The following is a 12,276-nucleotide window of genomic DNA, read 5'->3' as shown; positions in this document are numbered from 1 at the left end:
CAATCAATTTGTAAATATAAATCAGACAGTCTATGTCTAAATTGTTTGACTTTATTACTGAAGAACTGCAAGACTTTATTGCTGCCCAACACCTTTTCTTTGTTGGCTCTGCACCTTTGAGTCCCACGGGCCATGTTAACCTGTCTCCTAAAGGTCAGGACTGCTTTCGTATCCTGTCTCCCAACCGAGTATGTTATTTAGACCTAACAGGTAATGGTAACGAAACATCAGCCCACTTGCAAGAAAATGGGCGGATAACCTTCATGTTTTGTGCCTTTCAAGAACCCGCGTGTATCTTGCGTCTTTACGGTCAAGGAACCACAATTTTACCGAATTCTCCAGAGTGGGACTCCCTGTATTCTCTATTTTTGCCAATACCTGGAACTCGTCAAATTATCGTCGCTGACATTGAAAAAATTCAGACTTCCTGTGGTTTTGGCGTACCACTTTATGAATATCAAGGTCAGCGCCAGACTCTAGTAAACTGGGCTACTAAAAAAGGCGAAGAGGGAGTTCGAGAATATCAACAGAAGAAAAATCTTGTCAGCATTGACGGTTTAGCGACACCACTGAGTAAATTACCCTAACTTTGCCTGATTGATTATTTTATTCATTCATATAATATTATATAATTCAGGTTCTAAGTTGTTTCATTGACAATACATTAGATTAGACCTATGTATAAGTCGAATCGACCCCCCTTAATCCCCCCGATATATTGGGGGGAAAATTGAAATCTTGCTCCCTCTCCAATACATACGGGGAGGGTTGGAGAGGGGTGATTCAACGATTTTTACAAGAGGTCTATTCTTCTGATTCCTGATGTCAAGCCTGATTGAGATGCTCTTACCCTAATTCGCAGACCCTAGCTGAGAACCAGAGAAAGCTGATTTACTTCTTAGTTCACAGACTTGTTCTAATCCACCAGCTTATTTTTCTCAAATTAGGATCTATTTCCTGCCAAAAGCTTGCTGATGAGTCTGTTTCTCTTGTTGCTGCGAGTATTTTATCTATAGTGTCGAAGTTTTTTTGAATCAACTGCTTATCTAGTTTAGGAATATCTAATTTCAGATATTTCAGACGGTTAGGTAACTCTACTTTCTCTTTTGTCGGCAAGTGGGCAATCTGAGCAACTTGTTCTAAAATTTTGTCTACTGATACAATTATTTCTTGCAAGCTGGGCTTTTTAATTTGTAATTGTAAATCTTTTTCTTCAAAGGCTTCTTCTTGATTACCTAACTTTACTAAAACTATTTTGACAAAGAAAATATTGTAATCTATCTGACTAACTTCACCTACTTGCTGATGATATTTTCCATTTTTATTTATAACTACTATGTCACCTTTCTCAATTTTGTTATTCATAATTTATACAGCCTTGTAATTAAATTACAAAATAATCTCCTCTACAGAAAATACTACTCTAAAGCCACAAACCCTCAGTCCACCGTCTGACTCATTCCAGCTACGGCTAGCGCTGCGACAAAGTTCTGCACTAAAACTCCAAGAACCACCGCGTAGCACGCGACGATTCATATCACCGCCAACTTCCCAAGCTGTTCCATCTAAGGGTGCATCGTTGTAATTGTTATGCCACGAATCAGCACACCATTCCCAAACTAACCCGTGCATATCGTACAATCCAAAGGCGTTGGCGACTTTAAAACTACCGACGTTTGTTGTTTCTTTACGGAATTTGCTTTTTGGTTCCATAGTGCAGCTGACTAACTCAGAGGTAATGGTTTCGCCAAAGTGGAATGATGTTGTAGTTCCGGCCCGACAAGCATATTCCCATTCAGCTTCACTCGGTAAACGATAGTCGCGTCCAGTTTTTTCTGATAGCCTAAGACAGAATTCTACAGCCTCATACCAAGATACATTTTCTACTGGTCTATCTAGACCCTTAAATTTCGATGGATGGGGATTTAAAGCTTGTTTGACTTTGGGTAAAGCTGCTACTACTCTCCACTGTGCTTGAGTTACAGGAAATTTCCCCATAAAAAATGGTTCAACGGTAACTTGATGTCGAGGGCGTTCGTCAGCATCTCCTTCAAATTCCGGTGAACCCATCATGTAAGTACCACCAGGAATCGATACCATTTCTAATGTGACAGACTTACCTAATTCTTCAGCAAAGAAGTTTGCGTTACCACTCATGCGGTTTACTTCTCTACCCCCTGTGTCTACTGTCACTACGTCAAATTCAAAGGTTTCTAATGGGGGCAATGGTACGATTACTTTTTGTGGTGGCAGCGATAATATAGGTTGAGGCATCGAAACAATTTTTAAGGCAACAGGTTCAATGTTCGATGTGGCAAACTTCAAATCGTTGATGACTTCTACTGCTGTTTGATACCTTTCACTCGGTAGATGTTTGAGTAATTTATCTAAAATTTTTCCTAATTCGTCGCTGATAGTAATACCTTTTTCTTGTAAACGTTCGCGCCACAACCATTTAGCGCTCATAGCATCATAAATAGGGTCATTAATCTGCCCAGAAGCATCCTGCAAGGGCAAACATTGAGTTAAAAGACGCACACAAGTTACACCCAAAGCATACAAATCACTACCGTGACAAGCAAATCCAGCCATTTGTTCTGTTGGGGCATAACCAAGGGTATAAATTACCGTAGCTTGTCTTCCTATACTAGTTTGTGTTACCTGTTTAGCACCACCAAAGTCAATTAATACAGGTTTTTCATCACTTGCACGGCGGATGATATTTTCTGGTTTGATATCTCGATGAATGACATTATGAGTATGAATGAATTGCAGTACTGGCAATAAATCAGCTAAAAGTTCCCAAATTTCTTGTTCACCATAAATTTGTTGCTGAACTTCTTGTAATAGAGTTTTACCTTGAATAAATTCTTGTACGAGATACAAACTAGTACCTTGTTCAAAATAGGCTAGTAATCTGGGAATTTGGGTATGATTTTCTCCCAGTTCATACAATCTAAAAGCCTCTTCTTTGAAAAATTCTGCGGCTTTAGTGCGTTGTCCTGTTCCCTGAAATTGAGGGAAAAATTGCTTGATGACGCAAGGGGCGTTTAGTCTGTCTACATCTTCTGTAGAATATGTTCTACTAAATCCGCCTTCACCTAAGAGTCTTAATACGCGGTAACGATTTCTGAGAAGTTTGCCAAAGTTGCTTTGTCCGCAACTCACGCAAAATCTATTGCTATCAGAGTTGAATGGATTTGAGCAATTGGGATTTTGGCAGATTTGCATAATGAGGGGGAAATAGCATCTTCTCCAAAGTTAGCCCCAATATGATCTAATTGAAAGCAGTTATGTAGAGAAGCGAACACGGAAGTTTATTCATGTGCTTAAAACTATCTTTCACACGAGGGCATAAGGATAAATTAATTATCTATATTGACTTATCTATACTATGACGTTGTGTTAGCAGAAAGCACGGCATATTGCCATAATATTCGGGCGTTAGGCTTGCCGTAATCCACCCTAAATTTTAATATAACTGTTGTTTACTATCTAAAAAAGTTCACGAATAACCAAATCACCTACCTGTAACTTTTATTGCCAATTGCGACTCTTATTTAAAAGCTTTATTCTCTCCAGAAGCGCGAATTAATTCAGCTACAAGGGCAACGATCGCAGATGCTAAAATTAACATTACACTCAGAGCATTAATATCAGGTTTAACTCCGGTTCTAATCCGGCTAAAAATTTCCATTGGCAGAGTGTTAGAACCGCTACCAGCAGTAAAACTAGCAATAAGAAAGTCATCTAAGCTAAGAACAAAAGCTAAGAGACAACCAGCAATAATCCCAGGCATTAATTGAGGTAGCAATACTTTGATGAAAGCTTGGGTTGGTGTAGCACCTAAATCTAGTGCTGCTTCTTCTAAGTGTGGATCTAAATTAGTCAGTCGGGAAGCAACTACAAGCCCAACGTAGGCCAAACAAAACACCACATGGGCTGCAACTATCGTCCACAAACTCAAAGGTATTGCAAAGGCTGCTAGACATACTAGGGTAGCCACTGCGATCGCAATATCAGGAATAATCAATGGTAGGTAAGCAATACCCCGATACAATTTTTTACCAGGAAATTCGTAACGCGCCAACCCAACCGCCATCAAGGTTCCCAGCACTGCGGAAATTGCCACGGCACAACCTGCAACTATCATACTGTTTTGCAAAGCTGATAAGATGCGATCGTCACTGAACAACTTGCGATACCAATCGAGAGTGAATCCTTGCCAAGTTGCACTGTAAGGCGACTGATTGAAGCTATAAAAACTAAGTACCAGTATGGGCAGGTACATGAACACAAATATCAACAGTGAGAAAACCGCTTGCCATGAGACACGCGGTTTTTTGAGAGATGGGGAGATATTCACGTTTATATATGATTTTTATTGATAGCAATATAAAATATCATATTTTATGTAATAAGTCAATTATTTAACTATCTTCTCTCCTTTTTAACTAGTGGAGAATCCAATAGCAAAAGGTTAAAGGGTAAAGGTTAAAGGTTTTTTCTTTCCCCTTTCCCCCGCCCCTTATCCCCAGAGGGGGCCCCACCTTCCCCTTTTCCCCAAAACCCGACAAGTATTGCGTAGCACTGCTATGTCTCTATAACGGTTCTGGATAACGCATATTTAATTTTTGAAGATGTCTAATAGTTAACTGTTTAAGAACTTGGATAGAACTTATAAGAAAAATTGCTGTTCTGATTTCAAGCTACCGACTTTACCCTTTGGTTGGCTACAAATTATTATTGAGAGTACGGAAAGCCGCCCAAAAAGTATCTACATGAATTATTTTTTAATTAATATTTGTAAATCGGACAATTGATAGGTAATAGCTGACTTTTTCTGCCTATTATCAGTATTTAACTTGATTTTTGACGATTTTAGGAAATTATTGGCTGTAAAAAAATCTATATTTAAAATTGCACCAAACACTAAAAAACAATAAATCAGAGTGTATTTACCTCTTGAGGAGTGGGTAATTTCCGTACTAGGATAGATGAAAAATATATAAATAAGAGCATAAGATTTAAAGGGAATTGTTAAGAAGTTTAGTATCTGAAGCTACTTTATTGATGCCAAGTGAATCAATTATAAGCACTCAAACAACAGAAATAAAAAACTTCTAATTCAAGTTTGATTTTTAGGAGGTTTATGATGCGAATTGCTCAATTAGCTCCACTGTGGGAAAGAGTTCCACCTCCAGCTTATGGTGGCATAGAGTTAGTAGTAGGGTTACTGACTGATGAATTAGTCCGGCGCGGACACGAAGTAACTTTATTTGCATCGGGAGATTCAATTAGTCTGGCAAAACTAATTTCAGTTCATCCCCGCGCTCTCAGACTTGATCGCACAATCAAAGATTACAGTATTTACGAGATGCTAAATCTAGCTTCGGTATATGAACGCGCAGAAGAGTTTGATATTATCCACTCTCATATTGGTCATGGGGCACTGCCTTATGCAAATCTAGTAAAAACTCCTACGGTTCACACGTTGCACGGTACTTTTACCCCTGACAACGAAAAGATGTTTAGTTTTGGGAAAAAACAACCCTACGTCAATATTTCCAATTCACAACGAGAACCAAGATTAGGGTTGAACTGTATAGCGACGGTTTACAACGGGATTGATGTTAGCAGTTATAAGTTTCACTCCCAACCAGAAAATCCTCCTTACCTAGCATTTTTAGGCCGGATGTCTCCAGAAAAGGGAGTGCATTTAGCCATAGAAATTGCAAAACTTGCTGGTTGGCATTTAAAAATGGCGGGTAAGATAGATGTCGTTGATGTGGAATACTTTGAGAAGGAAATTAAACCACATATTGACGGAGAGCAAATTGAGTATTTGGGTGAAGCCAACCACGCTCAAAAAAATGCCCTGATGGGAGGTGCAGTCGCAACTCTGTTCCCCATCACTTGGCGGGAACCCTTTGGATTGGTGATGGTAGAGTCAATGGCTTCAGGTACGCCAGTGATTGCGCTGAAGTTGGGGTCTACTGAAGAGGTAATTTCCCACGGTAAGACGGGTTTCCTCTGCAATAATATTCAAGAGTGCATCAGTGCCATTGATCGCGTCGTAGAGTTAGACCGCTATGCCTGTCGTCAGTATGTCGAAAATGTTTTCAGTGTTAAGCACATGACTGATGGCTATGAGGCGGTTTATCAACAAATAATAGCAGAACGATTTTCTCAGAATGGGCATTTCCGCAGTTTAGTTGATTTAGCTAGCTAGCGATCGCATTTGTGTAATCTTAGATGTAGATGTTTTTAATTAACTAAGTAGAATATAGACTCTCGTAGGGTAGCACAGTTTTGCTACCCTACCAAGTCACGCGATGTCTACGACGGGCTATCGCCTACGCTTCATTTTTCTAAAGTTCTAGCGCTCACTCCTGTAACTCTTTCTAAGTCTTATAAAGATGTAAATTTTTGCTGCTGACGACTAATAATTATTCGCTGTGCTAACTTCTTACCCAGGCCAGGGAGAGTTGCTAATTCTTCTAAACTTGCAGTGTTGATATTGACTTTTTGAATCGCTTGTAACTCACTTGATGAAGAAGTTTTTATCTGAGGACACCGTGTTTGTTCTAATTTGATTTTTTCTTGAATTGCTGGTGGTAAACCGGGTTTAACTTTGGTATAAAGACGACCAAATTCTCGCACATAATGGGCAGCAACTATCGGATTTTCAATCACTACAAGTGTCTCATCGTTACCATTATTGGCAGCATCTGACCAATTATGAGAACCTGTAATTACTGTTTGACTATCAATAACACCAAATTTATGATGCAATAAATCGCCTTTGGGTAATACAGGTACACCTACGGTAGTAATTGGATTTGACCAAGGATGATTGTCAATTTCATATTTACATTTATTACTAAGGGCAATCCCCATCATATCTAAGGCTTCGCTGTAAGGACGGTAAGCGAATTGTGGTTCAATTAAAGCGCGAATTTGCACACTTTGTTGATGGCGCTTTTCTAAAATATTGGCAAGAGGCTGTTCAGAAAATACAAATAACGCCATATCAATAGACTTGGTTGCTGAATCTAAAGTTTTACCAATTAAACCGTTACTACTGTTATTCCAAGGTTGAGTTGGAGAAGTAGGCGAAAATTGCACAGTAATTTTGGTATTACCCAAAGTTATTTGTTTAGGTAAACGTATCGGTTTTTGCAAACCAAATCGACTATCTGCTTGACCTCCCGGCCCGTCACCCCACATAATGTTAAATTCTTCTGTAAAGAAAGCAGCTAATTCTGGGCTGTCAATCTGCAATAAGTTATTGGCATTGCCTAAACTACTAGAATTTGTAAAATCACCCGAAGTATCACTTAATGTAAAATTAGCTGAAGTGATAATTACGAGGCGATTGTCCACAATCACAAATTTATGATGCATCAAGCTGCTACCCGCTGAACCATCTGCTTGATCGTCTAGCCAGGGAATTTTGGCATTCTGCAAAATTATCAAAGCATCCCTTTGATTGATTTCGGTTGGGCTTAGTTGATTATCGTGGTTAATATCAATAAATTGGCGAAATTCGTTGTAGCGTTCTTGTTCTCTTTTATCTAACTTACCTACTTCAGCAGATGTTAAACTACTCCAAGGTCGGCTATAAATATTTTCTAAAATTACCCTGACTTTTACCCCAGCTTTTTGTCTATCAACCAATGCTTGGGCAACTTTGGGTAAACGTAATTCTTGCACCGCTATATCTACTGTAGATTTAGCATTCGTAATCGCATCCGCAATCTGTTTTTCTAAATCATCTCCCAGGCGAGTTTGCTGACGGTAAGCTTCTTGGTATTCTGAAGACTCAGAATGGTTAAAGTAAGCTTGAATTAACGGGTTTTGTGGTAAGGGTGCTGGACGCTGATTGTAGGATTGGACTCGTTGACAACCAGGGAGGGAGAATATCAGTAAAAAGATATATAAAAAATATCTTTGTCTAGAGATAAGTTGCACTGTAATCTGTTAAAAGTGAATTGGGAGTGGATATATTTATCATTCCCAAAATTTTGTGGTCTGAATTAAGTAGAGAAATAAGTTTTCAAGTCAAGGAAAAATTCACTGTTAGATGTAAAATTACAGATATTTTTTTCAGGATTTGTCCACAAAAACTGTATATCCTGACAAATCCGCAGTCTATCACCAACGTGTGTTCTCACCATTATCGGTTATATGCAAATTTATCTAGATTACAGCGCCACTACTCCGACTCGAAAAGAAGCGATCGCAGTTATGCAAACAGTCCTCACTCAACAGTGGGGCAATCCTTCCAGTTTACATGAGTGGGGACAACGAGCAGCAACGGTTGTAGAACAAGCCAGAGTCCAAGTTGCTGGTTTAATTAACGCCGCTACCCCTGAATCGATCGTTTTTACTTCTGGTGGCACTGAGGCAAATAATCTAGCAATTATGGGTGTAGCTCGGTTATATGCTGTACCTCAACATATAATTATCTCCAGTGTTGAGCATTCCGCAATTTCTGAAACAGTGCGGTTGCTAGAAATGTGGGGTTGGGAAGTTACGCGCTTATCTGTAGATATTAAAGGCAGAGTCAATCCCTTGGATTTAAAAGCGGCGTTGCGACATAACACAGCCTTAGTTTCTATAATTTACGGTCAAAGTGAAGTTGGGACTGTGCAACCGATCGCAGAACTGGGTAAAATTGTGCGATCGCATGGTGCTTTGTTCCATACAGATGCGGTGCAAGCTGCGGGACGCTTACCCATAGATGTGCAACAACTACCTGTAGACTTACTTAGCCTTTCCAGCCATAAAATATATGGGCCGCAAGGTGTAGGGGCGTTGTATGTGCGTCCTGGTGTGGAGTTGATGCCCTTACTGGGTGGTGGTGGACAAGAAATGGGACTGCGTTCTGGTACGCAAGCAGTACCGATAATTGCCGGATTTGGTGTAGCAGCAGAATTAGCAGCCGAAGAATTAGCTACAGAAACACCACGATTAATTGAGTTACGCGATCGCGCCTTTGCCCAATTAGCTGAGATTCCTGGTTTAATTCCTACAGGGGATGCTTGCGATCGTTTACCTCACCATGTCAGTATGTGCCTAGAATACGCCGACGGGGAAAAACTTAGCGGTAAAGCCTTGGTGCGACAGCTAAACCTTGCTGGCATCGGTATCAGTGCTGGTGCTGCTTGTCACAGTGGTAAACTTAGCCCTAGCCCGATATTGTTAGCGATGGGTTATTCAGAAAAAGCTGCCTTGGGGGGAATTCGTATAACTTTGGGGCGTGATACGACTGAAGCTGATATAGATTGGACGGTAATGGTATTGAAGCAAGTTTTGCAAAGGTTAACACCAGTTTTTAGTGGGCAACCTAAGTATATTTCAAAAATCAAATAGGAGTCATATAACAGTGAGCCAACTGTTGCTGCAATCGCCTCAGAACAAATTCTGTTTTTATCGCAATCTGATTTGATTTGTGAGAATTTTAAGCCGCAGATATCCGATTTATCAAAGAGGTCGGATATCTTGTTTTTCAGGAATGATTCAGGATTGCTAGAGTTGCCTAGCAACGATGTCAAACTGGTAGCGCCTCGGTCTGATTAGTAATTGTATGAGTAACAGGATTATTGTCAATGAATTGTCTAATTGCCTCTTTTACTTGAGGCCCTTCACCATATACTCTGGACTCAAAAATTAGACCATAGTCAATGAAAGCTTGAGCTGTAGCAATCAAAGTGGTAATATTTTTATCTGTGGAATCATCCATCTCTTCATTCACACGCATATCCTTCTCATAATTCTTGTATTCTTTGGGGTTTGTATTTACAGCTTTAACTAAATACTTATTTTTTCTTTCCTCTTTTTTTTCTATGAGAGTACGAGTCATTTTATAATTTTCATTTGCTGAGATTTGGTATCTCTCATTCAAATCAAAATCCAATCGGAGATAGTGCCCTAACTCAAAACCTCCAAGGATATTTTGACAAATCGTAGCATTGATTTCACCTGTTGGCTCCATGAATACATCCACAAGCCGTTCTACCCAGCTTAATTTGTGCCATTTTTTTATTTTTTCATATTCAAATGGGTTCGCGCTTCTACCCGTACCGATAGAAAGTACAGAAATATCCTCTAGCTTGAGATTCTCTAAATTATGTTTTTTCTTATCTTCTGGCGATAGTTTACGAGAACGACTCACTTTTAAAGCATGACTAATTGCTGCCAAGGATGGATTATTAGCACAAACTCCACCATCAATGTGAGGGAATGACCATTTACCAAATACCTGTTCGTTAGATGCTGTTAACTCGCGTGGAGGGAAAAAAGTTGGCGCTGATGCCGAACTAATACATATATCTTTGAGTGGAAGTCCATCGTACCACTGAGCGCCCAAATCAGGATGTAAATTGGTGAAAAAAGTTGTGTTGCGATAACGCATATCATAGGCGAGAATCAACAATATGGTATTGGTAATTTCGCCAATTTTAGTTTCACCCAAAGCAGAATCATCTTTAAGCGCATTCTCTAATCCATCATGAGAATATTTGGGTGAAAATATATCTCTGACAAATCGCCAAGGTTTTTCAAAATTCCTTGGCTGCGGAAAGATGTCCTTGGCTTTTGTTTGATATAGTTCCAGCAGTTTAGTGGTATTTAAGCCTTTCGCCAGTCCCGCAGCAATAATTGAACCAGTAGAAGTACCAGTAATCATGTCAAAGTATTGGTGTAATTCTAAGCCGTAAGTTGCTTGGATTCGACTTTCAACCTCTTTGAGCATTTGTACTGAAACTACACCACGAATTCCACCACCATCTAAACTGAGAATTTTGAATGTCATAACCTACTCCTAACAAGACAACCATTAAAACGATGGTTATATGGTTCCCAGTTATTGGTGAAGAATTTCACGGCGTGCCGGAAAAGAGAAGCAAGTGTCCGTAGCAATACTTTTCGGTTAAAGGGGAAAGGGGAAAGGGAAAAGGTTTAAATTTACCTTTCTCCCAAACCAAAAAAGAGATTGTTGGGTTTATCCGAAAAGTATTGTGTCCGTAGAGTTTACGCTTTTACCACAATGATTTTGCCTTTCTACAAAAAATTCATACATATAATCAGCAACACCACCAAAAGGGTTAAAGGAGTTTATCACTTAAGCACTGTACAACTAACCATGATGTAAATTATGAGAATTGATCATTTCGGGCGTTTCACATAACCCTAATTTACTTACATATTTGCGTAGGCGTAGCCCTTCTCCTATCGGAGACGCTGCGCTCAGGAACCACCCGTCGTAGACATCGCATCCTGTAATATCAATCAAAATAACTTTAAGAGCAGCATCATGAGTATTATCGTCTTCGGCAGCATCAATATAGACTTGGTAGCAACAACACCCCGGTTGCCAGTTGCAGGAGAAACGTTACTAGGAGAAGAGTTTTTTAAAGTTTCGGGAGGGAAAGGAGCCAATCAAGCCGTAGCATTGGCAAAATTGGGCATTCCTACCCAGATAGTGGGGCGTGTAGGCGCAGACGATTTTGGTACGGAACTTGTTAACAATTTGCAAGCATCTGGTGTGCAGACTGATAACATTTTTGTAGATAAAACTGTAAGTTCTGGAGTCGCTATTATCACCGTGAGTCATACTGGTGAAAATCAAATCGTCGTCATTCCTGGTGCAAATGGGCGCGTCAATCAAGAAGATATAGAGCGATTATCCCACTTTTTACCAGAAGCTACAGCACTACTTTTACAACTAGAAATTCCTATTACTGCCGTGGTTGCTGCTGCCAAAGCCGCAAAAGGTGCAAATATAAAAGTAATTTTCGATCCCGCACCCGCACAATCTAATTTACCAGATGAATTGTATCCATTGGTAGACATTATTACACCGAATGAAGTTGAAGCAGCGCAATTGGTGGGTTTTCCTGTGGATGGCGAGGAACAAGCCGCCAAAGCAGCTGCGGTTTTATTACAACGGGGTGTGAAATGTGCGATCGTCAAACTAGGTGCTAAGGGTGTTTTTTGTGCTACTGCTGAAGAAAAGTTTTTTGTACCTACGTTTTCAGTTCATGCAGTTGACACAGTAGCCGCAGGCGATGCTTTTAATGGTGGTTTAGCGGCGGCACTTTTTGAAGGACTTTCCTTACATCAAGCAGTTGTCTGGGGTGCAGCAGCAGGTGCTTTGACAGCGACAAAACCAGGCGCACAAACTTCGCTACCGGATAGGTTTACATTTGATGCATTTCTTCAGGAAAGGGGAATGGATAGTGGCTTGCAAGGGTAGGTATTTAAAAAAGT

General features: G+C 39.9%; 9 protein-coding genes. 4 read left to right on the top strand and 5 right to left on the bottom strand.

The window, feature by feature from the left end:
• The first annotated feature begins 32 nt into the window (after positions 1-32).
• Complete coding sequence (locus RMY16_RS04700) at positions 33-587, top strand: pyridoxamine 5'-phosphate oxidase family protein (RefSeq protein WP_322735380.1); 555 nt, start codon at positions 33-35, stop codon at positions 585-587.
• Positions 588-903: 316 nt separating this feature from the next.
• Here the strand turns inward: RMY16_RS04700 and RMY16_RS04695 are convergent, their stop codons facing one another.
• From RMY16_RS04695 to RMY16_RS04685, 3 genes are all read right to left on the bottom strand, one after another.
• Complete coding sequence (locus RMY16_RS04695) at positions 904-1,365, bottom strand: hypothetical protein (protein WP_322735379.1); 462 nt, start codon at positions 1,363-1,365, stop codon at positions 904-906.
• A gap of 24 nt (positions 1,366-1,389) precedes the next feature.
• Positions 1,390-3,231 carry a bifunctional serine/threonine-protein kinase/formylglycine-generating enzyme family protein gene (locus tag RMY16_RS04690; RefSeq protein WP_322735378.1) on the bottom strand — a complete coding sequence of 614 codons (1,842 nt, stop codon included), beginning with the start codon at positions 3,229-3,231 and terminating at the stop codon, positions 1,390-1,392.
• Between the two features lie 325 nt (positions 3,232-3,556).
• Positions 3,557-4,366: an ABC transporter permease gene (locus RMY16_RS04685; protein WP_322735377.1), complete on the bottom strand. Its 810-nt coding sequence runs from the start codon at positions 4,364-4,366 to the stop codon at positions 3,557-3,559.
• Positions 4,367-5,155: 789 nt separating this feature from the next.
• On the opposite strand from RMY16_RS04685, the gene RMY16_RS04680 reads away from it, so the two are divergent.
• Entirely contained in the window at positions 5,156-6,232 is a 1,077-nt protein-coding gene (locus RMY16_RS04680; protein ID WP_322735490.1) for a glycosyltransferase family 4 protein, read from the top strand.
• Between the two features lie 179 nt (positions 6,233-6,411).
• Here RMY16_RS04680 and RMY16_RS04675 read toward each other — a convergent pair whose 3' ends face one another.
• Entirely contained in the window at positions 6,412-7,974 is a 1,563-nt protein-coding gene (locus tag RMY16_RS04675; RefSeq protein ID WP_322735376.1) for a phospholipase D-like domain-containing protein, read from the bottom strand.
• 216 nt (positions 7,975-8,190) lie between these two features.
• Between RMY16_RS04675 and RMY16_RS04670 the strand changes: the two genes are divergently transcribed.
• Positions 8,191-9,378 carry a cysteine desulfurase family protein gene (locus tag RMY16_RS04670; RefSeq protein WP_322735375.1) on the top strand — a complete coding sequence of 396 codons (1,188 nt, stop codon included), beginning with the start codon at positions 8,191-8,193 and terminating at the stop codon, positions 9,376-9,378.
• 178 nt (positions 9,379-9,556) lie between these two features.
• Here the strand turns inward: RMY16_RS04670 and RMY16_RS04665 are convergent, their stop codons facing one another.
• A complete protein-coding gene (locus tag RMY16_RS04665; RefSeq protein ID WP_322667798.1) occupies positions 9,557-10,819 on the bottom strand; it encodes a patatin-like phospholipase family protein in 1,263 nt (420 codons plus the stop codon).
• Between the two features lie 501 nt (positions 10,820-11,320).
• On the opposite strand from RMY16_RS04665, the gene rbsK reads away from it, so the two are divergent.
• On the top strand, positions 11,321-12,262 hold the full coding sequence (rbsK, locus tag RMY16_RS04660) for a ribokinase (protein ID WP_322735374.1): 942 nt from the start codon (positions 11,321-11,323) through the stop codon (positions 12,260-12,262).
• The last annotated feature ends 14 nt before the right edge of the window (positions 12,263-12,276 follow it).

This window comes from Nostoc sp. DedQUE12b, assembly GCF_034530835.1.
Lineage (GTDB): Bacteria > Cyanobacteriota > Cyanobacteriia > Cyanobacteriales > Nostocaceae > Nostoc.
Note: the sequence above shows the minus strand (reverse complement) of the source record. Positions and strands in the feature narration are given on the sequence as shown.